General features: G+C 31.0%; 21 protein-coding genes. 2 read left to right on the forward strand and 19 right to left on the reverse strand.

Annotation, left to right across the window (positions count from 1 at the left end):
* Positions 1-123: 123 nt before the first annotated feature.
* The 10 genes from ccpA to NR218_RS03095 all read right to left on the reverse strand — a co-directional run bounded on the left by ccpA (position 124) and on the right by NR218_RS03095 (position 13283).
* A complete protein-coding gene (ccpA, locus tag NR218_RS03050; protein ID WP_016930820.1) occupies positions 124-1116 on the reverse strand; it encodes a catabolite control protein A in 993 nt (330 codons plus the stop codon).
* Between the two features lie 320 nt (positions 1117-1436).
* On the reverse strand, positions 1437-2528 hold the full coding sequence (locus NR218_RS03055; protein WP_011275486.1) for a bifunctional 3-deoxy-7-phosphoheptulonate synthase/chorismate mutase: 1092 nt from the start codon (positions 2526-2528) through the stop codon (positions 1437-1439).
* A gap of 282 nt (positions 2529-2810) precedes the next feature.
* Entirely contained in the window at positions 2811-4391 is a 1581-nt protein-coding gene (locus tag NR218_RS03060; RefSeq protein WP_237450727.1) for a smooth muscle caldesmon, read from the reverse strand.
* A gap of 71 nt (positions 4392-4462) precedes the next feature.
* Positions 4463-4969 carry a DUF948 domain-containing protein gene (locus NR218_RS03065; protein ID WP_011275484.1) on the reverse strand — a complete coding sequence of 169 codons (507 nt, stop codon included), beginning with the start codon at positions 4967-4969 and terminating at the stop codon, positions 4463-4465.
* Between the two features lie 81 nt (positions 4970-5050).
* Entirely contained in the window at positions 5051-6364 is a 1314-nt protein-coding gene (gene murC / locus NR218_RS03070) for a UDP-N-acetylmuramate--L-alanine ligase (RefSeq protein ID WP_011275483.1), read from the reverse strand.
* A 20-nt stretch (positions 6365-6384) separates the two neighbouring features.
* A complete protein-coding gene (locus NR218_RS03075; RefSeq protein ID WP_016930817.1) occupies positions 6385-10278 on the reverse strand; it encodes a DNA translocase FtsK in 3894 nt (1297 codons plus the stop codon).
* Between the two features lie 20 nt (positions 10279-10298).
* Positions 10299-10895, reverse strand: coding sequence for a YtpR family tRNA-binding protein (ytpR, locus tag NR218_RS03080; protein WP_033080128.1), 597 nt, complete (start codon positions 10893-10895; stop codon positions 10299-10301).
* Positions 10896-10916: 21 nt separating this feature from the next.
* Positions 10917-11774 (reverse strand): DUF1444 domain-containing protein, encoded by an 858-nt coding sequence (locus NR218_RS03085; protein WP_033080129.1) that lies wholly within the window; start codon positions 11772-11774, stop codon positions 10917-10919.
* A 110-nt stretch (positions 11775-11884) separates the two neighbouring features.
* A complete protein-coding gene (locus NR218_RS03090; RefSeq protein ID WP_011275479.1) occupies positions 11885-12196 on the reverse strand; it encodes a thioredoxin family protein in 312 nt (103 codons plus the stop codon).
* A gap of 13 nt (positions 12197-12209) precedes the next feature.
* The gene (locus NR218_RS03095; RefSeq protein WP_029376629.1) at positions 12210-13283 is read right to left on the reverse strand and encodes a M42 family metallopeptidase; all 1074 of its coding nucleotides are present in this window, start codon (positions 13281-13283) and stop codon (positions 12210-12212) included.
* 83 nt (positions 13284-13366) lie between these two features.
* On the opposite strand from NR218_RS03095, the gene NR218_RS03100 reads away from it, so the two are divergent.
* Positions 13367-13687, forward strand: coding sequence for a hypothetical protein (locus tag NR218_RS03100; protein ID WP_029376628.1), 321 nt, complete (start codon positions 13367-13369; stop codon positions 13685-13687).
* 116 nt (positions 13688-13803) lie between these two features.
* Here NR218_RS03100 and NR218_RS03105 read toward each other — a convergent pair whose 3' ends face one another.
* The 8 genes from NR218_RS03105 to NR218_RS03140 form a co-directional block, all read right to left on the reverse strand.
* Entirely contained in the window at positions 13804-14625 is an 822-nt protein-coding gene (locus NR218_RS03105; RefSeq protein ID WP_011275476.1) for a YtnP family quorum-quenching lactonase, read from the reverse strand.
* A 252-nt stretch (positions 14626-14877) separates the two neighbouring features.
* Positions 14878-15522 (reverse strand): tRNA (guanosine(46)-N7)-methyltransferase TrmB, encoded by a 645-nt coding sequence (gene trmB / locus NR218_RS03110; RefSeq protein WP_016930812.1) that lies wholly within the window; start codon positions 15520-15522, stop codon positions 14878-14880.
* A gap of 14 nt (positions 15523-15536) precedes the next feature.
* Positions 15537-16328, reverse strand: a complete 792-nt coding sequence (locus NR218_RS03115) for a phosphotransferase family protein (protein ID WP_016930811.1) — start codon at positions 16326-16328, stop codon at positions 15537-15539.
* Between the two features lie 454 nt (positions 16329-16782).
* Positions 16783-17631, reverse strand: a complete 849-nt coding sequence (gene dat / locus NR218_RS03120; protein WP_011275473.1) for a D-amino-acid transaminase — start codon at positions 17629-17631, stop codon at positions 16783-16785.
* 3 nt (positions 17632-17634) lie between these two features.
* Entirely contained in the window at positions 17635-19044 is a 1410-nt protein-coding gene (gene pepV, locus NR218_RS03125; protein WP_011275472.1) for a dipeptidase PepV, read from the reverse strand.
* A gap of 290 nt (positions 19045-19334) precedes the next feature.
* Positions 19335-19760 carry a YtxH domain-containing protein gene (locus tag NR218_RS03130; protein ID WP_011275471.1) on the reverse strand — a complete coding sequence of 142 codons (426 nt, stop codon included), beginning with the start codon at positions 19758-19760 and terminating at the stop codon, positions 19335-19337.
* Positions 19761-19780: 20 nt separating this feature from the next.
* The gene (locus NR218_RS03135; protein WP_011275470.1) at positions 19781-20473 is read right to left on the reverse strand and encodes a pseudouridine synthase; all 693 of its coding nucleotides are present in this window, start codon (positions 20471-20473) and stop codon (positions 19781-19783) included.
* Complete coding sequence (locus NR218_RS03140) at positions 20470-22107, reverse strand: putative polysaccharide biosynthesis protein (protein WP_016931417.1); 1638 nt, start codon at positions 22105-22107, stop codon at positions 20470-20472. The genes NR218_RS03135 and NR218_RS03140 overlap by 4 nt, the downstream gene beginning before the upstream one ends.
* A 273-nt stretch (positions 22108-22380) precedes the next feature.
* On the opposite strand from NR218_RS03140, the gene NR218_RS03145 reads away from it, so the two are divergent.
* Positions 22381-23631, forward strand: a complete 1251-nt coding sequence (locus NR218_RS03145; protein ID WP_011275468.1) for an NAD(P)/FAD-dependent oxidoreductase — start codon at positions 22381-22383, stop codon at positions 23629-23631.
* 96 nt (positions 23632-23727) lie between these two features.
* On the opposite strand, the gene NR218_RS03150 is transcribed toward NR218_RS03145, so the two are convergent.
* Positions 23728-24958, reverse strand: a 1231-nt coding sequence (locus tag NR218_RS03150) for a DUF1542 domain-containing protein (protein ID WP_265883243.1), incomplete at its 5' end; no start/stop codon positions are given.

A 24958-nucleotide genomic window follows, 5' to 3' on the forward strand; every position in this document is an offset into this window, starting at 1 on the left:
TTAAAATCATCATACCGCTCCCTTAAAACAACTATAACTTAAAAGTTTATAACATACCTTCTCTGTTAGTCAGTTAATATGTGTTGAAATTGTAACTATTAATAATAAATTATTTTTTTACTACTAGTCTTTGGTTGTACCTCTGTATTCAATACGGTGAGGTAAAATAACATTAGGTTCTTCAATTTCTTCTTCGTTCATATATTTTGTTAATAAACGCATACCTACAGCACCGATATCATATAATGGTTGAATAACACTAGATAGTTTTGGTCTTACCATCTCTACTAATCGTGTATTGTTGAAGCTAACAATTTGTAAATCTTCTGGTACTCTAATACCAGCATCTAATGCACTATGCATAATACCTATTGCCTGTTCATCACTTATTGATAAAATGGCATCAGGTAAATTCCCTTTCAAATCCTCGAATACTTTAATGCCGTCTTTATAACTTTCAGATCCAGAGAATTGCACAGTTTCATTTAATTTTAATTGATGACAATCCACTACTTCTTTAAGACCATTAAATACATCTTCTTGAGCTTTTTTAGAGTAATCACCGCTTACTAATGCAAATTCTTTAGCACCTGATTGAATTAGTTGCTCAGTAATTTCCATTGCTGCAGTTTTGAAATCGATATTAACGGAAGCGATATTGTCATCTTTTCCATTCGTACCTGATACAACGACTGGAACAGATGATTGATTAATTAAATCTTTAATTTCATCAGAAATCGTTCCACCTAAAAAGATAATACCATCTACTTGTTTACTTAATAAATTATTAAATATTTCTTTTTCTTTTTCAGAATCATTATCTGAGTTAGAAATTATAGAATGATATTTGTACATTGTTGCTATATCCTCAATACCACGAGCTAATTGAGAATAATAGATATTGGATATGTCAGGAATGATAACGCCTACTGTTGTTGTTCGTTTACTAGCTAGTCCTCTTGCAACAGCGTTTGGTCGATAATTTAATCTTTTGATTACTTCATTAACTTTTTTTCTAGTTTCAGGTTTAACATTTTGATTACCATTCACTACTCGTGAAACGGTTGCCATAGATACTCGGGCCTCTCTAGCAACATCATAAATAGTTACTGTCATAATTTCCTCCTTGTAAGCGTTTTATTTGTTATTATAACGTGTTTTCATTTCATTTTCAAAGTTTACCACAAAATCGCTTTCATTCAAACCTATTGTTAATAATTTCACATTTATGTCATATTTTATATTATTTTAATTACAAAAGAGTGATTTGTCATATTATTAAATAAAAATGAAATCGTTGATTAATAAATTGAATAGCTAAAGTTTGACAATTTAAAGAGCTATTCATTATTACCAGAATAAGTATTACAAAACATACTTATAATTCAGTAAAACAAATAGCTCATGTATATCAATTATCTTATTAGGTGAACTTATTATTTTAATTTTTTTGAATTATATAATTCAGCTAATGGTTTTAATTCATTGTAAAATTGATCAAATTCATTTAAATCCATTTGTTGACCACTATCACTTAGTGCAACAGATGGGTCTGGATGAACTTCTGCCATTACACCATCTGCACCAACAGCTAAAGCAGCTTTTGCAGTTGGTAACATAATATCTTTGCGTCCTGTGCTATGCGTTACATCTACCATTACAGGTAAATGCGTTCCTTGTTTTAAAATTGGAACAGCAGATATATCTAGAGTATTACGTGTTGCTTTTTCATAAGTACGGATGCCTCTTTCACACAGGATAATATTTTTATTCCCTTGTGATGCAATATATTCAGCTGCAAAAGTAAATTCCTCAATAGTGGCAGACAATCCTCTTTTTAATAGGATAGGTTTATTGGTTCTGCCAGCTTCTTTCAGTAATTCAAAGTTTTGCATGTTACGCGCGCCAATTTGAAATACATCTAGGTATTCATCAGCAACTTCAAAATCAGCAGGATTTACAATTTCACTAACAACATTTAGACCGAATTTATCTTTAACATTTTTTAAAATTTTAAGTCCTTCAATGCCTAAACCTTGGAAATCATAAGGTGATGTACGAGGTTTAAATGCGCCACCACGAATAAATTTTTCTCCCCTAGCTTGCAAATCTTTTGCAACTGCATCCACCTGTTCTTGAGATTCTACCGAACAAGGACCGAATACAAATGATTTATTCCCATCGCCAATAATGCCACCGTTGTCAAATTTAACAATTGTATCTTCAGGTTTTAATTTACGTGATACATATAGATGTTTTTCATTCTCAGATTTTTGCAAGTCAGTTGACGCTTTGAAGATTTCTTTGAATAATTGCTTAATAACATTATCATTAAAAGGTCCTTGGTTACGATCCATTAATTCATTAATCATTTCCTTTTCGCGCTGTGGATCATAAACTTTTGTGCCTTGTTTTATTTTTTCTTCACCAATCTTTTGAGCTAACTCTCCACGTTTAGATAATAATTCTAAAATTTGATTATTAATCGAAACAATTTCTTCTCTGTATTGTTCTAATTTCGTTGACATTACTACTCACCTCAATAAAAGTTACTTAATCAATTATATTACTTTAAAGCGATAAAATAATATTAGTTAGATAATATTCTAACAATTTAAAAATAATAGTTCAACCTTAGAAGTCCAAAAATTTTCTAAAATTTATGAATTATCTAATTATTATTGTGAAATGTTTAATTAATCGTTTTCGATATAAAAAATGGAGCGAATCAAAAATCTAATATATATAGATTTCTGAATCCACTCCATATAATGAATGAATATTAACTTAATCAATAAGTTAAAGTATCATTAATCATTAAAAGTACGTTTATCTATTTTACTTTTAGCTTTTTCAGCTCTTTGTTGTTGTTTAGGTGTTTTATTTTTAGCTTTTGGTTCGTTTTGTGATTGCTTACTATTCCCTGTTGATTTTTCATTGTTTGATTTTGTATCGTGTGTGATAACACCATTTTCAAATTTAGAAGTAGCGTGAGCTTGATTATTTTTAACTTGATCTTCATCATTGTTAAAAGTATTATTATTTTTTGTTACTAAATTAGGTACAGTTTTATTACCAATTGATTTAGCAACAGAAGGCTCTTCTAATAAAGTTTTTGTTTTATTGGCTACGTTTAAGTCATTATCTAATTTACTTTTTTTTGTTTTAGCAGCTGATGCTAGATTTTTCGCAGTAACATGTTTATTATGGCTTGCATTATCCTTAATTGAAGAATCTGATAAATTATTATTTGATGATTCAACTTTTACTGCATTTTGTTGTGCTGTTAATTCAGTTGCACTAACCTTAACCTCTTTAGGTTCATTTTCTTCTTCTTTCTCTGTTTCAGCTTTAGCTTCTTGTATTTCTATCGCTTGTGGTGACTTGTCTGATAAATCATCTGACGTTTCAGCTTTAATTGCGTTTTGTTGAGCTACAATTTCTTCAGCACTATTATCTTCATTATTTCTTAAATTCTGAATTTCATCAGCTTTAGCTTCTTGTATTTCTTGTGCTTGTGGTGATTGGTCTGATAAATCATCTGACGTTTCAGCTTTGATTGCATTTTGTTGTGCAGCTAATTCTGTAGCACTAATTTCTTTCGATTTTGAATCTTTTTTAGCTTCTTGTATTTCTTGCGCTTGTGGTGATTGATCTGCTAAATTATTCGACGTTTCAGCTTTGATTGCATTTTGTTGAGCTACAAGTTCATCATTGCTAACTTCTGAATTGTCTCTGTTTTTAAAGTCATCAATTTTTTGCTTAACATTTTCGATGTTACTTTCAGTTTGTTGCTTAATATTTTGGTAACGATTTCTCAATTCTTTTTCTTTAGTCTTCGCACCATCAATTTTTTCTTCAGCTTTATTTTTATAAAATAAACCTACAGCTGAACCGATTAAAGCACCTGTAATAAAACTAATTACAAAGTCCTTACGTGAAGGATGAGAACTGAACTTGTTGTGACTATATTGAGAATTTGAAACATCATAATTATTAGAATTTTGATTTTCACCTTGACCGTGTAAATCTTTACCAGTGTTGTTAGTCACAAACTCGTCTCTATTATAATGTTCTGTATTTAAACCTTGTCTAGATTTACCATTTTTTTGGTTTGGTCCATTATCATGTAAATCATGACCAAAATTATTTTTTTCAAATTCATCTCTGTTGTAATGTTTTGTCGCATTTGATTGTGCTGCACTATCTTGTTGATTAGCACCTTGTCCATGCAAATCACTACCTGTATTAGATGTTGCAAATGAATCTCTGTCATAATGCTTTGTCGCATTTGATTGTGATGTGTTGTCTTGTTGATTAGCACCTTTTCCATGTAAATCATTACCAGAATTTGTAGTTTCAAATGCGTCGCGATTATATTTCTTGCTCATATTAACTCCTCCTATAAGAAAAGCACTTAAATAAGTAAAAACCTCATTTAAGTGCATTTGATTGAATCATATTAAAAGTTTTTCTCAACGTTAGTAGTGTAATTTTCGTTAGAATGATTTGCATCATTACCTACAGATGTGTTTCTGTAGTTTGCACTTCCTCTACGGTAGTGTCTATTTTGCCATTTGTCAGCAATTTCCATTGCAACATTTGACCATTGAACTACTTGAGAAATTTTATCTTCATTTTGAGAAATATTATGTGTAATTGAGTTAGTTACACGATCAACTGAACCATTTAAGTTTTGTACTGAATCACCGATGCCTTTAACACCATCGACAACAGAGTTTAAACGTTCAACTTTTCCTTGAATATCTTCAGTTAAGCGATTAGCTTTGTGAAGTAAATCAGTTGTTTCACGAGTAATACCTTGAACTTGGCCTTCAACACCATCAAGTGTTTTAGCAACGTGATCTAAATTCTTTTTAACTGAAATTAAAACAACAACGATTCCAATACATAATACTAAAAATGCAATCGCAGCGATAATTCCAGCAATTGGTAAAATCCAATCCATTAAAAACGCCTCCTAATTACCATTTACTTTTAAATAAAAGCTATTAATTATAAATACCCAACATAATTATATATAAACATATTAAAATTCATTTGTCATGCCGACATGTTCTTCATATGCACGTTGTAACTTTTGAATGTCACCAGCACCCATGAATAAGATGACTGCATTATCAAATTGATCTAATACGTCAATATTATTTTCTTCGATAAGCGCAGATCCGTCAATACGATTTATCAAATCTTGAATCGTTAAATCGCCAGTATTTTCACGAATGGAACCAAATATTTCACATAAATAAACATGGTCCGCTTTACTTAATGATGTTGCAAATTCATCTAAGAAGGCTTGTGTTCTTGAGAAAGTATGTGGTTGGAAAACTGCCACAATATCTTTATTTGGATATTTTTTACGTGCTGTTTCAATTGTAGCACTAATTTCTCTTGGATGGTGAGCATAATCGTCTACTAATACTTGATTAGCAACATTTGTTTCATTAAAGCGACGTTTTACACCACCAAATGTTTCTAATGCCTCTTTAATGTTGTTAACGTCCATCTTTTCTAGGTAACTAATTGCGATAACAGCTAATGCATTTTGGATATTATGATCACCGTACTGAGGTGATAAAAATTGATCATAATATTCACCATTAACATAAACATCAAATTGAGTGCCTTTATCCGTGATTTGAATGTTATCTGCGTAAATATCATCATTTTTATTTAATCCATAGTAATAAATTGGAACATCAGCTTTAAGTTGTCTTAGATGATCATCATCACCCCAAGCAATAATTGCTTTTTTGACATTGTGCGCCATGCTTTGGAAAGCACTTGCTACATCATCAATATCTTTGAAGTAATCAGGATGATCGAAGTCAATATTTGTCATAATTGCATAATCTGGATGATAACTTAGGAAATGTCGACGATATTCACATGCTTCAAATGCAAAATAATCGCTCGCAGGTAATCCCATACCAGTTCCATCACCAATCAAGAATGACGTTTTTTTATCACCATTCATAACATGTGATAATAAACCAGTTGTTGACGTTTTTCCGTGAGCACCTGTAACTGCAACTGATGTATATTGATCAATTACATGACCTAAGAAGTCATGATAGCGAATAACATCTAATTTTAAATCATGCGCTTTAACAATTTCTTCATGAGTATCTGGAAACGCATTACCTTGTATTACTACCATCCCTTCTTTAATATTATCTGCATTAAATGGTAGTATTTTAATTCCTTTATTTTTCAATGCTACTTCGGTAAATACATATTTTTCAATATCAGACCCTTGCACCTCATGACCAAGATCATGCATGATCTGTGCTAATGAACTCATTCCAGCGCCTTTAATACCAACAAAATGATAATGCGTCATATACATAAAACTCCTTTAAATTATTCTTTCTTTAAGTCTGCTTCAGTTATAAATACATCTCTAGGTTTAGAACCGTTTGCACCTGAAATATAATCTAATTGTTCAAGTTGATCTACAATTCGAGCTGCACGGTTATAACCAATTTGGAAATGTCTTTGAATTAATGAAGTAGATATATGTCCTTCTTTAACCATAAATTCACACACATCATCAAATAATTCATCTTGAGCTTGTGTTTGATTCTTTTTAAGTAATTCCTTTTCTTCGAATAAATAGTCAGGTTCTCTTTGATCTTTAATGAAATCAACTACATCATCAATCTCATCATCCGAAACAAAAGTACCTTGGACACGAATTGGTTTATTCATTCCGCTACCTAAATAAAGCATATCCCCATATCCTAACAAGCGTTCTGCACCGCCACTATCTAAAATCGTTCTTGAGTCAACGCTTGAAGATACCATAAATGCAATACGTGTAGGTATGTTAGCTTTTATTAAACCAGTAATGACATTGACAGAAGGTCGTTGTGTTGCAACTAACATGTGTATTCCGCATGCACGAGCCTTTTGAGCTATTCGAGCAATTGATTGTTCTACTTCTTGAGGTGCCATCATCATTAAATCAGCTAACTCATCAATTACAATAACAATTTTTGGCATTCTTTGCTCATATGGTGCTTTTTTATTGAAAGCAGTAATATTTCTTACGTGGAATTGCGCAAATAATTTGTAACGTTTTTCCATTTCATCTACTGCCCATTTTAAACTTTGTGTAGCTGCCTTTACATCAGTAATAACTGGTGAAACTAAATGTGGTAAATCGTTATATGGTGCAAGTTCTACCATTTTAGGGTCAATAAGTAATAATCTTAATTCTTCAGGATGATTTTTGTAAAGTAATGACATTAAAATACTATTGATACACACAGATTTACCTGAACCAGTCGCCCCTGCAATTAATGCGTGAGGTGTTTTAGCTATGTCCATCAATAATGGTTCATTATTGATTCGATTACCCATTGCTACTGTTAATTTAGACTCGGCATTTTTAAATTTTGGACTCTCTAAAATAGATTTTAAATTGACTTTCGTAGGATTTAAATTCGGTACTTCAATACCAACTAAACTTGTTCCAGGAATTGGTGCTTCAATTCGAATATCCTTAGCAGCTAGAGCCATTTTAATATCATCTTGTAAAGCTGTAATTCTTGAAACTTTGACACCCTTTTCTACCGCCAATTCAAAACGAGTTACACTTGGTCCTTCTGTAACATTTTGAACTTCAGCAGGTACATTAAAATAATAAAAAGCGTCATTTAATTCTTGTTTTTTTTCTTCAATCCATGATTCATCTATTTCATGTTCTTCATGATCTTCTAATAGATCAAGGCTTGGTAGCTTAATATTAGGTCCTCTTCTTATAGGAGCCTTATGATTAGCGTCATCTCCATCTTTATGATTCTTTGTTGAAGTAACTTCGGAATAACCCTCTTTAGAAACAAACTCATTAATATCATGTTTATTATCATTTTGATTATTTGAATTTTGAACTTTACTAAATTGATTTCCTTTAGGCATATCATTGTTTTGACTATTATCAACATCTTGATGTTCATTTTCTCTTGTGTTTTCGTCATTAATAATATTGTCTTTTTCAACCGAATGTTCGGAACTTTCATTGTATTCAAGTGATGCCACATTAAAATCAGATGATTCGTCAGAATTTAATTGTGACTCATTTAAATGATTGTCGAATTCTGCATTCATTTTCTCATCTTGTGCTTCTTTTTTTGTTTCTGGTTTTAATTCAGGCACATTAACTTTGTTTCTTGAAACTGAATTTTTTTTAGCATCCATTACACGTTTCTTATCAGAAGGTGTCATTACTACATTAAATGGTTTACTACCAGGCTTGATTGACATTTTTTGTGGTGCTTTATTAGTTTTATTAAATGATGGTTCAGCTTTTTTATCTTCATTTAAACTATCTTTTTCAAGATGTTCTGAATCATCTGTTTTATTAGACGTTAATGATACATCTTCGTTATTTAAAGATTCATGTTGTATATCTTCTGATTGTGATAACTTTTGATCTTCTTTATTCGTATCTTGTGCCAATCTTTCATCATTTTCTTCATCTTCATTAGTTGCGTATTCTATATCAGAAGAAACAGCATTTCGAACAGCATTATTGATATTATTTTCAGATGAATTTTGTTGATTTTCAGAGTTATTCACTTCATCATTAAATTTTAAATCATTCGCTTTATCTTGCATAAGTGATTCTGATTCATTAATCTCTCTATAATTAGCATCGTCTATTTTTTCATCATTGTTTTCATCAGTTGTTTTATTACTAATACCTTCATTTTCATCATCATCCATGACTTGCTCATGTAAATCATCATCATGAAGCATTTCTTCATGACTATTGGTGTCCTCTAAGTAGTCATCAAATTTTTCATTTGAATAACTTTCCACTTTATTATTGTTAATTTTTGACGATTGTTCTTCTAATACATCTTTAACTTGTACATCATCCTGTCTAACTTGTTGGACGCTTGAAACTTGATTTAAATCAATTTCTTCATAATTGTAGGGTTCAAGAGATTCATTTGAAACTTCTGTTTGATTATCAACATTATCACTATTAGTTTGTTCATCAGTTTGATTTTGAACTAGCCTATTATGCTCATCAGCTAATGATTTGTCCTTACTATGATAACTATGCTTGCTTTTATCGATTTCACTTTCATTCGATTTGTTGCTTACATTGTCACCTTGATTAAGTGAACTTTCACCAGTATATTGTTCTGCTTGCTTAGCATACATTTCGTCGATTGCTCTTTGTATACTATCTTCTTCATCAGTTTGTTGTCGTTTATTTTGTAAGGCTTCTTTAAATTTACGCTTTTGTTGAACTTTACGCTCTCTTTCTTTTCTAATTTCCTCTACAATCTGAGAAGCATAAATATTTTCAATATTCACCGTGTTATCACGTTTTGAATAATTTGGAGTACGCTCATTATTATTAGAGGTATTAGAACTTGATTCTATAGTTGATTCATTTTCAATGGTAATTGATGAATCTAATTGTGAGGAACGTTTAGTATCTTCCTTATTTGAATTGTCAGCTATAGCATGATTACTTTCATGGGGAACATGTTCAACTGTGCTTGAACTATATTTTGTTATAGACTCTTTTGAATCTTCATCATCTTTAACAGGTGGTATTACACCGTTTTCGATTGGTCTACGCTTTTTAGTTCCAAAAATAGCAGATGGTACTTCCGATGTTTTAAAACTTGAACGGTGATATGTAGGTTCAGAACTTAAATGATAGTTTGATTTAAATCTCTCTGATTGTAACTTAACTCTAGATTGGTGATTTGAATTAGCTTTTGAATAATTTGAAACATTGGTACTAGAGTAATTGTTTTGATGTTTATTAAAGCGTTGTGACTCACGTGTATCAATATATTTATTTGATGACTTAGGGCTTCTTGATTTAATAGAAGGTATACCAGTATCATCTTGATTTATATGATTTCTTCTACGTCGTCTTCTTGAATCTTCTGAACTATCATACTTAGCATAATTATTAGATTGATTTGTATGACCTTCGTAATCAAATGAATCATATGAACTATGGTCATTACTAGAATGTGGTCTATAACTACCAATATCATCATTACTGTCACGATAAATTGCTTCTTCATAATTCTCGTCTTGACCCACATCGATAGGGAAACGAAACTTACCTCTTGGACGATCATATATATCGTTGTTTTCAGGAAGTAATGAATCATCTTTATTTTGAGTTAGATCGCCATTACGACGTTTACTTTTGCGTCTGAGCAATTCTTCATCAGAATTCTCTTTATTACTAAATAAATCATCAAACCAACTCATAAATTCACTTCCTTCCTATATTAATCGAAAAATGCTTGACCAATTTCATAGTCATTACTTAATACCATTATACCTTTTTCTTGAGGTGCGTTTGGTAAATTTAATTCTTTCATAGAACAAATCATTCCACTAGAAGCTACACCACGTAATTCAGCATCTTTAATAACCATACCACTTGGCATTACTGTTCCTACTTTTGCGACAACCACCTTTTGGCCTGCCTCAACATTTGGTGCACCACATACGATTTGTAAATGCTCATTACCAACATTTACTTTTAAAACACTTAATTTATCAGCATCTGGATGTTTTTCTTTAGTTTCAACATATCCAACTACAAACTTAGGAGATAAATCTGCATTTAATTGATAGTCTAATCCTGATTTATTTATGGCTTTCTGAACAGCATCCACTAGTTCAGAAGTTAATTTAATATGTCCGTTTCCACTTATTTTGTTATATCTTGAAAATTCAAATATATTAAAACCGACTATTGTTCCTTCCTTACTAATTTCAACAATATCGCCTTGTTTTTTATATTCAAACGGTCCATCAGTAGGTTCTATTTGTAGAAAAGCTACATCCCCTACTCCATCTTTATTGTAAAATAAATTCATTTAAAATCTCCTCTATATCAATTATTTCTTATTATTAAATCTTTTTCGATTTGCTTCTAATCGTTGAATAACATTTGGATCTCGCTTTTGTTTATTATTTTTACCCAAAATGAATATAGGTTCAAAATGTCCTTTTTCATAACCAAATGATAATGATGTAATTGGAACTAATCCCTTAGTGAAGAATTCCATTGTCAAATGAGCCATTACATCATAACCAGTTTTATTACGTATATCAGCAATAACTAAGACATCTTGATGTGGAACAGCTACTAACATTTCACCTTCACACTGTTGATAGATATCATCTAAAAATTTCGTATTCAAGATACGACTAGCATCGTACCCATCATTTGAATTTACAAAATAGAAAATGTTTCCTTTAACTTCATCTGTTTTATATTCATTTTTGAGTTTACGTATGTTGAATAATGACATTTCTTTAACTTGTTGTTCAGTTAAACCAAGTGACTCCAACATACTTTCATCAATTAGTCGGTAAGATTTACCTAAATCAAGTGCGTAATAAATATTGGTTTCAGCTGTATGCTTTTCAATGATAAAACGATGACCTTCTTTTGTTTTTTTATCAAAGCTTGTAGCACGTATGACAGGCATAATCTGGATGTTAGTCATTTTTTCAATGCTTTCATCATCCATTTGAGCGATTGCTTCTTCGACATAATAAACAATTTCATCTATAATTTTCTCTTTTTGGACTTCATATTTAGCGACAATTGCGTTTAATTTGATTGTTACACCTTTATAATTGTCTTGTCTATATATACGTAATGTTTCCTCTTCACGATCAAATTTAAAATCAACATTTAGATGCGCTAAACGTTGTTTTAATTTATCTCTTATTTGAAAAACATTCATGTTTAACACTCCTATATTCGCACCTTATGCTATTTTACAATAAATTTGTAGTCAATTACAAAAAAATAAGTTAGAGTTTAAATTCTACTATTTTTCAAATTACTTTTTAATTAAACATATTTACTCAAGAATTCATCAATTTGTTCAATAGATTTTCGTTCTTTTCCAATATAACTACCTACTAATTCATCATTTTTATACACTAAAAAGCTTGGGATACCCATAATATCATTTTCAATAGCTAAATCTATAAATTCATCTCTATCAACTGAAACAAAATTAAAATGATTATACTTCTCTTCTAAACGTGGTAAATCAGGTTCGATGATACGACAGTCAGGGCACCATCCTGCTGTAAATTCAAATACTGTGTTTTCTTTCTTAAGTGAATTAAATTGAGATTCAGATTCTAATTTTATCATTTTAATCTACTCCTTAATCTTGGAATTGTAATTTGTTAATTTGTTCTATATTTAAATTTAATATAACTTGTTCAAGTAATTGTCTAGCAGAATAGTAATCTCTAATATCAAAAACTGCATTCGTACTGTGAATATATCTAGCACAAACACCAATTACTGCAGTTGGAATACCAATATTAGCTTTGTGTATTTCTCCACCATCTGTACCGCCTGGAGATATGTAGTATTGATAATTTATATGATTGTCTTCAGCTAACTTAATTAGATAATCTCTAAATTCTGGTTGTAGAATCATAGTACCGTCTTTAATACGGATTAATGTTCCACCACCTAATTCACCTGATAATTGATTTACACCTTTAATATCATTCGCAGGTGAACAATCTACAACCAAAGCAACATCAGGCTGAATTAATTCAGCAGCTGGCTTAGCACCACGTAATCCTACTTCTTCTTGGACGTTAGCACCAACATATAAATCGACATCCAATTCTACATCACTCAACAATTCTAGTATTTCAATTGCAATGACACAACCATATCGATTATCCCATGCTTTAGCACTATATCGATATTCAGATAACTGCGTCAATTCAGTATTTGGAACTATTGTATCTCCTATTTCAATACCTAATTCCCTTACTTCTTCATCAGAACTTGCACCTATATCTAACAATAAATCTTTGATTTCAGGTACCGCTTCATTTCCAGTTCTAAAGTGTTTAGGTATATTAGAAACAATCCCTACAATTATATCTCCCTTTCTGTTTTTAACTTGAAGGCGTTGACCCTGCCATATATCATTTGCTACTCCTCCAAGATTGGTGAACTGTAACATACCATTTGTTGTAATATTTGTAATCATAAATCCAATCTCATCCATATGTGCAGCTATCATTACCCTCTTGGCGTTAGCTTTCTTAGATTTTTTGACTCCATAGAAACCACCCATATGATTTACAATAAATTCATCAACATATGGTGCCATTTCTTTTTTCATATAATTTCGTACGTCTTCTTCAAAACCAGGCGCACCATGTAATTCAGTTAATGATTTAATTCGCTCTAAAGTTTTTTTCTTGTCCATCTTAACTAACACACTCCTTAAATGTATTATATCATTTTGAATATGGTACACTAATGATAAGAACTATTAATAGAGAGGTAAAGATTATGACACGTCAAACTTACAAATACATCTCAATTTCAGTTGCTTTACTTACAAGTATTGCTACTATTACATTTATTTATTTTCTTAGAGAAAAGAATAAAATCCAAAATCCTAGTAATGTTCTGAAAGAAGCCAAATCTTACTTTATGAATGTTAAAGGCTCATTTATTCTTCATGAGCCGTATGTAGATGACAATTTATATCCAAACAGATTAATCTTTCAAGGTGGCATAACTCAAATTAAGAATAATCAGCAAGTTGAATATATATTTTATGCGGATGCTAAATCGGGAGAAATCATTAATATTGTAGAATTATAATAAAGTAAAAGGCAAGAGAAGTGGGAAATAAAATATGCCCACTCCTCTTACCATTTTTTTACATGTAATTTCTATTATTAAAGCAATCCTAAAACCAACATTTCACTAGTCAATCATTAACGCTTAATTGACTGCTTAATTGTTTTGCCATCACGTTCATATTGAGCCGCGAAGAATACATTATCATGATAATACAAGAACCAATAATCTTGATAAATGTAATATGGAATTAATCTTTCTTTTTCTCGAATGGATTGCATTGGATAATCGTCATATGCCATAACCCATAACGGATTAATATGTGCATTCGTAGGCAATATATCAGACATATGGACAGCTCTCTCTCCTTCACTTTCAATCGTAATAATTGATTGTCCATAACTATGACCACCAACATGTTTCATATGAATGCCTGGATAGACTTCAACCTCTTTATCAAAAAGTATTAATTTATTTTCATAAGTACCTCTATTGATTTCCCAATAAGTTGCCTTACTACGGATGTTAGGACTTGTAAATTCATGCCACTCGTCTTGTTGCACAAAATGAGTAGCATTCGAAAAAATTGAGTTGCCGTCAACATCTGTTAGACCAGTTGCATGATCAAAATGCATGTGGGACATAAGTACCATATCTATATCTTCAACATTTAAATTTAATTTTTCTAGTTCATCATGTATTTGACTTTCATACGTGACACCATAATTTTTAAGTTGTTTATCAGTTAATTTATGATTACCAATTCCAGCATCAATTAAAATATTTTTATCCCCTGTTTGAATTAAAATTGGATAAGTTAAATTTGGAACTTGGTTTTTCTCATTAACAGCATATCGTTTAGTCCATAATGGTTTAGGAACTACTCCAAATATGGCCCCACCATCCATTTGTGTTATACCACCATTTAAATAATTGATGTTAAATGCGCCTAATTTCATATTAAACACCCTCCATTTGTCTTTTTATCTATCAAGTGTTCACATATCAAACTAACTTACAATACAATATCCACTTTAAAAATAAATAAACAGGAGTGGCACATCATTCATAATGAATCATTGTACCACTCCTGTAGGGTGATTAGAACTGAGTAAATTTTATTGGTGTTAACTTCACTTTTCTATCACTAATTTAATATTTGTAATACATTATTTCAATAATACTTACTATTGAAACTTTACTAACTAATGTTAAATAGATTTATGAAATTTTGCTTCCATACGATAAATTCTAGAACCTTTTTCAGAAAATTTCTTTTCATATTCTGTCAAAATATTATCTTCATCATCTTCATCATGTAGATTTAGATTTAACTTCGTAAAGTACATCCCATATTGCGACATACTTTCTAAACTGAAAGCGAACAAACCTCTATTATCCGTTTTAAAATGAATTTCTCCATCTTCTTTTAAAATTTGTTGATATAAAGCTAAAAAAGTATGATATGTCAATCGACGTTTAGCATGCCTTTTCTTTGGCCAAGGATCTGAGAAATTTAAATAGATTCGAGAGACTTCACCATCATTAAAATACTCATTTAATTCTATAGCGTCATTACATATCATTTTTAAATTTGTCAGGTTTAGTTCCTTCACTTTATCCAACACTTTATACATTACACTTTTCTCACGTTCCATAGAAACAAAATTTATTTCTGGGAATTTAGAAGCTAGTGTTGTTATAAATTGCCCCATACCAGATCCAATTTCTATATAAATCGGTTGCTCTTTATCAAACCACTCTGACATTTTTCCAGCATGCGCCCCATCCATATCAACTAAATTAGGATGTTCTTTTAAATAATCTTCCGCCCATGGTTTATAGCGAACTCTCATACACGAAATCTCCCTTAGATAAATAAATTACTATTCATAACCTCATTTAAGAATTTCAACCAATTATTCATATCTTTAAATCTTTTCTGTTCTTCATACCACTGAACCATTCCGATTGATTGAATTACCGTATACCATTTCATACGCTTATTTAATTCAATGTTCTCTTCTACACCGTATGTTTTAAACCAGTCTGACCAGTTTTTTTCGGGAACGTAGTTATAAAGCAGCATTCCAATATCAATTGCAGGATCAGCAATCATTGCACCTTCCCAATCTACTAAGAACAACTCATCCCTATCAGATAATAACCAATTATTATGATTCACATCTCCGTGTACAACAGTAAAAAAGCGAGAATCTAGGTTAGGTATGTGTTCTTCTAAATATGTTAATGATTTACGAATAATATGATGTGTTAATACTTCTCTTGATAATGAAGCATTAATCTTTTTTAACATAATATTAGGTGTGATTGGTTCCATTTCCATTCGTTTAAGCATATTGAGTAAAGGTTTTGAACCATGAATCTTTTTTAATAATGCAGCAACTCGTGATTGATACATTTCATCAGGTTCTAATTCTCGGCCATTTTTCCAATGTTGTGCTGTAACTACTTCACCTGTTTCAATACGTTTAGTCCAAACTAATTTAGGTACAATCCCCTCAGCTGAAAGCGCTGCTATAAATGGATTAGAATTACGCTTTAAAAATAGCTTTTGTCCATCTTGTTCAGCCATGTATGCTTCACCTGAAGCGCCACCTGCAGAATCAAGTGTCCACCCTAATTGATAAAACTGCTCCAACTCGTTCACCTCACTTTCAATTAGAAAATGGCTCGAGAAATATAGTTTTCAAGAGCCATATATTCTAATTTATTATAATCATTTGTTGGAAAATAGATTATTTATTTCAAAATAGTTATGTTTTTACATATAAGTCATAATTTTAAATAATATGTTATTGTCCCCTAACACTTATTTAAATAAATACGTCTCTTTTATCACTCAATGTTGATTTTATAATTTTTAGCCTTCTTTTTCAACTGAAAATGAGAAACAAAAAGATACATTTTACTAGTCGATACTTGCTAAAATTCGATTCAATCTTTAGGTTTCATTATAACACATTTTCATATCTTTAAACTGAGTATTTTTAATTTAATTCATTTAATTTATTCACACTGAAAAATAAAAAAGAACGTACTAAAATTCTATCTTTTAAGAATTAGTACGCTCTTCAATTAATTATTTTAATGAATTAACTACTTCTAGATTCAATATATTTATTAAAGCCTTCTTGTAATTGACGAGTCACAGGACCTACCTTACCGTCACCAACTTGTTCACCATCAATCTTAACAACTGGTGTCACTTCAGCAGATGTACTAGAAACAATGACTTCATCAGCATTTTTTAAGAATTCAACAGTGAATGTTTCTTCTTTAAAAGGAATATCTTCATCTTCAGAAATCCATTTAATAACCTTACGAGTAATACCATTTAAAATGTAATTATTAACGGGATGCGTATAAATAGCACCATCTTTAATCGCATATACATTACTAGAAGCGCCTTCTGTAACAGTTTCCCCTCTATGTTGAATTGCTTCACCAGCATTGTATTTAACCGCATATTCCTTTGCAAGTACATTTCCTAGAAGGTTTAAACTTTTAATATCACAACGTAACCATCTAATATCTTCAACAGTAGCTGCATTAATACCATTTTCTAAATCATCATATGGACGGTCATAACTTTTAGCAAATGCCATAATAACTGGTTTTACTTCTGGAGTTGGGAACGAGTGATTTCTTGGTGCTACACCACGCGTAGCTTGAATATAGATACCACCATTTTGAATATTATTTACCTTTAATAATTCTCTAACTACATCTATTAATTCTTCGACAGTATAGCCTAAATCTAATTGAATTTCACTTGCACTTCTAATAAATCGTTCAAAGTGTTCTGTTACTGTAAATAATTTCCCATCATATGCTCTAATGTATTCATAAATTCCATCACCAAATACATAACCACGGTCTTCATAAGATACTTTAGCTTCATTTTGGTCGATAAATTCGCCGTTAATAAAAACTTTTGTCATAGATCATCCCTCCACACATAGTGAATAAATTGCTTCTAAATAGATACTTGTCGCGTTGAACAATTGTTTTTTAGTAATATACTCATTCTTTTGATGCATTAAATCCTCTGAATCTTCAAACATAGCCCCAAACGCTACACCTTTATCAAGATTTCTAGCATATGTTCCCCCACCTATTGTATATGGTTCAGACATATCACCAGTTTGATTTCTATAAGCTTTAACTAATTTTTGTACAAATGGATCATTTTTGTCTACAAAATGAGGTTGTTGAACTTTTCCTAATTCAAGGTCAAATCCATATGCTTTAATTTCTTTTGTAAATCGTTGTATTGCTTCTTCAAACTCAAATTTTTGAGGATAGCGTAAGTTTATGCCAAAACGTCCACCTTGTTTGTTATCGTAAGAAATTATACCAACATTTGTTGTTACATCACCCATGACGTCTGTATGGAATTTCATACCCATTTTCTCACCAAAGTGTGATTCATGAAGATAACGATTACTAAAGTCTACAAACTCTCTTGCCGTTTGATTTAAATTTAATGTTGATATGAAATCTAATAAATATAAACCAGCATTAACTCCTAATGAAGGGTCCATACCATGAACAGCTTTACCTTCTAGCGTTAAAACTAACTCACCACTATCAACAACACTCTCACCTTGTAATTTATGTTGGTCTAAGTAGTGTTCAAAATGTTGTACAACGTCTGTCATATTTTCTTTTACAAATACTCTAGCTTGTGCATGATCTGGCACCATATTATAACGTTGTCCAGATTCAAACGATATTAATTCATAATCTGGTTCATCTTGGTCTTCAGAAGTGCTATTTTGGACTAAATCGAAAGTTGTTATACCTTTTTCACCATGAATAGCTGGAAATTCTGCATCCGGTGCAAATCCTAATGTAGGCATTTCTTCAGTTTGGAAATATCTTTCAGTACATTTCCAATCGGATTCTTCATCCGTACCTATAATGATATGAATACGTTTCTTCCAATCAACTTTCATGTCATTTAAAATTTTAACTGCATAATAAGCAGCTATTGTAGGGCCTTTATCATCTAACGTACCTCTAGCAATAATTGCATCATCAGTTACAACTGGGTTAAATGGGTCTGAATCCCAACCATCTCCGGCGGGTACAACATCAACGTGGCATAAAACGCCTAATACATCGTCACCCTTGCCCGCTTCAATTCTGCCTGCAATGTGATCTACATCATGGGTAGAAAAACCATCTCTTTGTGCAATTTCGTACATATAATCGAGTGCTTGTCGTGGTCCAGGACCAACTGGAGTTTCATCAGATGCTTTTGAATCATCTCTGACACTCTCAATTGAAAGCAGACCTTTCAAATCATCGATAATTTGACCTTCATATTCTTGAACTTTTTCTTTCCACATTCGAGATCAACTTCCTTTTCAATAGATATACATATTATTCTACATAACTATGGCGATAAATTACAGTAAGATGTCAGAATATTTATAGATTTTATAAAAAATATTATTAACTATATTGAGTTTATACATTTGACACCCTTTTATGTAGTTATATTTAACAAGATTGTACGTTAGCATGTTTAGTAATAATTATAGTTACTTATTTTCTAACGTATCTTCTTATTAAATAAAAAAGAACCTGATACATTTTTCAATGTTCAGGTTCAAAAACATCTTAGATAAAATCAAGATTAGTCTTTATCTTCTAATGCATTATTATTTTTCTTTAAGTCTTCTTCAGTGACAACTCTTAAATTGTTATTAACAGTTGCGCCACCTTCATCATCAAATTTACCTTCTTCTAATGAATCTTCTTTATTAGCATCTAAATTAGTAAATTTTGATTTTTCTTCTTCTAAAAATGATTTTGGATCATTTTTTAAACGATTAGCATAGTCTTGAGGATTATTTCTAACTTCTTGAATTGTTTCATTAGCTTTAGAACTTAATTGACTTGCTAAGCCTCTTGCATTTTCTTTGTAACCCTCTGGATCTTCTTTATATTTATTATATTGTTCTTTTAATTTATCTCTGCTTTCTTTTCGAGATAATACTACTGCTACAGCTGCAGCGCCAACACCAGCAATTATTCTAAATAAACCTGTAGTTTTAGCCATATTAAACACCTTCTCCTTTGTTAATGCTGTAAAAGTTTTAATTCTTTATCTGAAAGTAACTTATACTCTCCAGATTTGAGATTTTCATCTAACGCCAAATTAGCGATTTTAAGACGTTTTAATTCTAATACCTCATTTTCAATGGCGTGAAACATCCTTTTAACTTGATGATATTTACCTTCATAGATAGTAACATGTGATATAGTTTCATTTATTCTAGTTAATTGTGCTGGTTTGACTGGACCGTCAGAAAGGATGATGCCTTTCTTAAATGCGTCAATATCAACTTTAGTAACGGGTTTTTTCGATGTCACTTCATATGTCTTAGAAACATGTTTAGAGGGACTCATTAAATCATGACTAAATTGACCATCATTAGTAATAAGTAGTAAACCTTCAGTATCCTTATCTAGCCTTCCAACAGGAAAGATATTTAGATGTTGGTATTCCGGAATTAAATCAATTACAGTACGATTTGATTCATCGTGTGTAGCTGAAATATAACCTTTTGGCTTATTAAGCATAATATAAACATTGTTAACGAACTCAACTTGCTTGCCATTTACATGAACTATATCTTCTGTAGGATTAATGTGAGATTTAGGTGACTTCTCAACTGAGGTGTTAACTGTGACCTTTCCTTTTTTTAAAAGATGTTTAACTTCAGTACGCGTTCCAACACCCATATTTGCTAAAAATTTATCTAGTCTCATCTTAGGAATCCAACTTTACGACGAATCTTACCAGGTAAATCCCCTAAAAACTCATCAGCTAATCTGTTCTTAATTGTTATTGTTCCATAAATCAGTCCACCAACTATAACACCTATAATTAGTATTATAAATGCACCAGATTTTCGATCTACAGAAATAAATAAGCTTAGTAAGAAGTATACTACTTCAACACTTATCATCATGATTAAACTATAAATGAAAATTTTAGCAACTTGAACCAATGTATCTGTAAAGTGGAACTTGGCATAAACTTTTAAAATCATTAAGTTTGCAACATTGGCAACCATTAATGCGATTGCAGTACTTAAAACAGCTCCTGATGTATGGAATATCATAATTAAAGGAATATTTAAGATTAATTTAACAAATACTGAGCCTAAAATTACAAAAACTGTTAATTTTTGTTTGTTTATTCCTTGTAACATTGAGGCAGTAACACTCAATAAAGAAATTAATATTGCAACAGGCGCATAATAAAATAATATTTTATTACCATCTGGATTGTACTGGTAAAATACTGTATATAATGGTGAAGACAATGCCATTATACCTAGACTAGCCGGAACTGTTATATACATTAATACACCAATTGAAGTTTTAATTTGGCGATGCATTTCATTTAAGCGACCCTCTGCAAAAGTTTTGGTAATAAATGGTATTAAACTAACAGCAAATCCAGCTGCTAAAGATGTTGGTATCATGACAATTTTATTTGTTGTAAAGTTTAAAATTGTAAAGAAATAGTCTTTATTCGCATGAAATCCTGCTGCATCTAGTGCATTATTATGTGTAAATTGATCCACTAAATTAAATAAAGGGAAATTCAAACTTACAATAACAAATGGAACACTATATGAAATAATTTCCTTATACATTTTTGTGTATGGCACGTCCAAACCGGTATGATCAGAAGCTACCATTTTCTGTATATGTGGTTTACGTTTACGCCAGTAATACCAAAGCGTTAACAAACCAGCAATTGCACCTATAGCAGCTGCAAATGTTGCTATACCATTTGCTTGTAGATAAGAACCATGAAAAACATTTAATACTAAAAAACTACCTATAAGAATAAAAACTATTCTAGCAATTTGTTCTGTTACTTCTGAAACTGCTGTAGGACCCATAGATTCATAACCTTGAAATACTCCACGCCAAGTAGCAAGTAATGGTATGAACATAACTACCATACTAATAACTCGGATAATCCATGTGATATCATCTATTGTCCAACCGCCTTTGCCTTCTTTACGTCCTAACGTTAAAGCAGCAATGTCTGGTGCTAAGAAGAATAATATTAAAAATCCAATTATTCCAGAAATGGACATCACTATAAAACTCGATTTATACAATTTTTGTCCAACTTTATACGCACCTAAGGCATTATATTTAGCTACAAATTTTGAAGCCGCTAACGGTATGCCTGCGGTTGCTACTGCAATTGCAATATTATATGGAACATAAGCATAGTTAAATGGTGCTAACTTTTCTTCCGCATTTGCACCCATAATGGCATAAAAAGGAATTACAAAAAGTACACCTAAAATTTTAGTAATAAGAATACTTAATGTAATGAGAAAGGTACCTCTTACCATTTCCTTATTTTCACTCATATTTAATCTTCCTGCCTTTTTAATAATCAAATTATTTAATTTAAAAACTGTAATTTTTAAGGGCTTGCATTACTATAAAATATATCACAAAATACTAATTGTTTACTAATTACTTTAATAGTTTTACTAAATTTAAGTTTAAACGCATAATAAATCAAGATATATAATTAATTAATGATGAACCAATCTTAAATTATAACTAAATTTATTGAGAATTCAAACGTATTTTAATTTATAATAAGAGAACTATGATTAACAAATGGAGGTTACTCTATGTATCAAACGATTATTATAGGTGGTGGACCTAGTGGGCTTATGGCAGCGGTTGCTGCATCAGAACAAAGTCAAAATGTACTCTTATTAGAGAAGAAAAAGGGTCTGGGTAGAAAACTTAAAATTTCAGGTGGTGGTAGATGCAATGTTACAAATCGTTTACCTTACGCAGAAATTATAAAAAATATCCCTGGTAATGGAAAATTTTTATATAGTCCCTTTTCAGTATTTGATAATGAATCGATAATCGACTTCTTTGAATCTAGAGGCGTCAAATTAAAAGAAGAAGACCATGGCCGTATGTTCCCTGTCTCAAATAAATCTCAAGATGTAGTTGATACACTTGTAAATACCATAAAACAAAACAAAGTTGACATAAAAGAGGAAACTATCGTCAATGAGATTAATGTAGAAGATAACGGAACTTTTGAAGTTACAACCGATAAAGGTATTTTTTCAAGTAAAAGTGTCATTATTGCAACTGGTGGAACTAGTGTGCCTCAAACAGGTTCAACGGGTGACGGCTATAAGTTTGCTAAAAAATTAGGACATAGTATCACTGAACTCTTCCCTACTGAAGTCCCTATCACTTCAGCAGAGCACTTTATTAAATCCAAAGAACTTAAAGGTTTAAGCCTAAAAGACGTAGAATTATCTGTACTTAAGAAAAATGGTAAAAAAAGAATAAGTCATAAAATGGATATGATATTCACTCATTTTGGTATAAGTGGTCCTGCAGCGTTAAGATGTAGTCAATTTGTTTATAAAGAACAAAAAAACCAAAAGACAAAAGAAATTAATATGCAATTAGATGTTTTTCCAGAATACAAAAATCATGTTCTAGAGAAAAAAATAACATCTATTTTAAATGAAGAACCTGATAAATATATAAAAAATAGTTTAAGAGGACTTATAGAAGAACGCTATTTGTTATTTATGCTGAATCAAGCTCAAATCGATGAAAATACTACATATCATCACCTATCAAACCAACAACTAAAACAATTAGTTGACTGTTTTAAAGCCTTTACCTTTAAAGTGAACGGCACTTTACCAATTGATAAAGCCTTTGTAACTGGTGGTGGTGTAAGTTTAAAAGAAATTTGGCCAAAAACGATGATGTCAAAATTACAACCTGGATTATTTTTATGTGGAGAAGTATTAGATATTCACGGTTATACAGGTGGCTATAATATTACAAGTGCACTTGTTACAGGACATGTAGCAGGTTACGAAGCAGGTAAATTTTAATAAAAAGAACTCCCTAAGATTATTCTAGTAATATGTAGAATAATCTTAGGGAGTTTACTATTCATCTTGCAATCCAATAAATATAAATGTGATTTTTTACTTCGACGCTCTTCTTCTCATTGATCTTAAAATTAAGAATAAACCACTTACAAATGTGAATGAAATTAATGGACTTGATGTATCATTATTTATACCAGTGTTTGGTAATTGATATCTTCCTTTTTCATTTCTAACTTTATGATAAGCTTTATTAGTTTTATGTTGCTCAGTAGTTATTATCACAGATGCATTTTCATTATTGATAAGTGATTTTTTATTATTTTGCTTGTTAATTTTAATATTTGCAAATTGAATTTTAACATCATTTACTATCTTATTTATTGTATTATTTCTTGAAGCAAGATCAATATCTTTGAATGATTTTTTAACTATTTGTTCAATGATGACTTTAATTCTATCTTTTTCCTCTTTTGAAACGCCATTCATATTATTTAATTTATTTTTCAATTGTCTAGCTATTTTTTCAATTTTTTTCTTTGCATTTAATTTAGCTTTATTTTCAGGTAAAGTTTTAGTAATTAATTTGCTATATTCTGCATCTATTTTAGTCACTTCATAAGATGTCTTAGCTTTTTCTATTTCAATTTTAGCTTTTTCAAAAAGTAGTTTAATCATTTGTTTTGCTTTGGCTTTTTCTTCTTCAGTTGCCAAATGATTAGAATCTATTTTTGTCATCTGTTGTTTGACTAATTCCTGTAAGTGCTTAATTGCTTTTGATTTTGCTGAATTATCAGCTTCAATATTATTGATGGCCGTTTTACCTACATCAATCGCATTATCGACTTCAGAGTTGTTAACCGCTTTATCTATCGCTTGTTTTATTGTTGTTGCGGCTTCATCTACTTTTGATTTTGCTGCTACTTTTTCTTCTTCTGTCGCATTTGAGTTTCGATCGATTTCTGCTTTCTTAGCTTGTGCAACGTTGTCTATTTCTGCTTTTGCTTGATCTTTTTTAACAACCGCTGGTTGCACTTGATTGATTGATTCGACTCCACTCTCTTTTGCTGCGTCCACTCCTACGTTATTTGTTGTTTGGTCTATCGCATTCTTAGCTGTTGTTACTGCTTCATCAACTTTAGCTTTTGCTGCTGCCTTCTCTTCATCTGTCGCATTTGGTGTTTGATCGATTTCTGCTTTCTTAGCTTCCGCGGCTTTATCAATCGCCGCTTTTGCTTCATCTTTCTTAACAACCGTTGGTTGGATATTGTTAATTGAATCTAAACCATTTGATTTCGCAGTGTCTACACCGTCATTATTTGTTGCTTGA

Source organism: Staphylococcus sp. SUC_1.2 (assembly GCF_026222585.1).

Coding starts and splice junctions, on each gene's coding strand:
- ccpA (WP_016930820.1), bottom strand. CDS start 1,116: ATGACAGTAACTATTTATGATGTTGCTAGAGAGGCCCGAGTATCTATG.
- NR218_RS03055 (WP_011275486.1), bottom strand. CDS start 2,528: ATGTCAACGAAATTAGAACAATACAGAGAAGAAATTGTTTCGATTAAT.
- NR218_RS03060 (WP_237450727.1), bottom strand. CDS start 4,391: ATGAGCAAGAAATATAATCGCGACGCATTTGAAACTACAAATTCTGGT.
- NR218_RS03065 (WP_011275484.1), bottom strand. CDS start 4,969: ATGGATTGGATTTTACCAATTGCTGGAATTATCGCTGCGATTGCATTT.
- murC (WP_011275483.1), bottom strand. CDS start 6,364: ATGACGCATTATCATTTTGTTGGTATTAAAGGCGCTGGAATGAGTTCA.
- NR218_RS03075 (WP_016930817.1), bottom strand. CDS start 10,278: ATGAGTTGGTTTGATGATTTATTTAGTAATAAAGAGAATTCTGATGAA.
- ytpR (WP_033080128.1), bottom strand. CDS start 10,895: ATGAATTTATTTTACAATAAAGATGGAGTAGGGGATGTAGCTTTTCTA.
- NR218_RS03085 (WP_033080129.1), bottom strand. CDS start 11,774: ATGAATGTTTTTCAAATAAGAGATAAATTAAAACAACGTTTAGCGCAT.
- NR218_RS03090 (WP_011275479.1), bottom strand. CDS start 12,196: ATGATAAAATTAGAATCTGAATCTCAATTTAATTCACTTAAGAAAGAA.
- NR218_RS03095 (WP_029376629.1), bottom strand. CDS start 13,283: ATGGACAAGAAAAAAACTTTAGAGCGAATTAAATCATTAACTGAATTA.
- NR218_RS03105 (WP_011275476.1), bottom strand. CDS start 14,625: ATGAAATTAGGCGCATTTAACATCAATTATTTAAATGGTGGTATAACA.
- trmB (WP_016930812.1), bottom strand. CDS start 15,522: ATGAGAGTTCGCTATAAACCATGGGCGGAAGATTATTTAAAAGAACAT.
- dat (WP_011275473.1), bottom strand. CDS start 17,631: ATGACAAAAGTTTTTATTAACGGCGAATTTATCGACCAAAATGAAGCT.
- pepV (WP_011275472.1), bottom strand. CDS start 19,044: ATGTGGAAAGAAAAAGTTCAAGAATATGAAGGTCAAATTATCGATGAT.
- NR218_RS03130 (WP_011275471.1), bottom strand. CDS start 19,760: ATGGCTAAAACTACAGGTTTATTTAGAATAATTGCTGGTGTTGGCGCT.
- NR218_RS03135 (WP_011275470.1), bottom strand. CDS start 20,473: ATGAGACTAGATAAATTTTTAGCAAATATGGGTGTTGGAACGCGTACT.
- NR218_RS03140 (WP_016931417.1), bottom strand. CDS start 22,107: ATGAGTGAAAATAAGGAAATGGTAAGAGGTACCTTTCTCATTACATTA.
- NR218_RS03145 (WP_011275468.1), top strand. CDS start 22,381: ATGTATCAAACGATTATTATAGGTGGTGGACCTAGTGGGCTTATGGCA.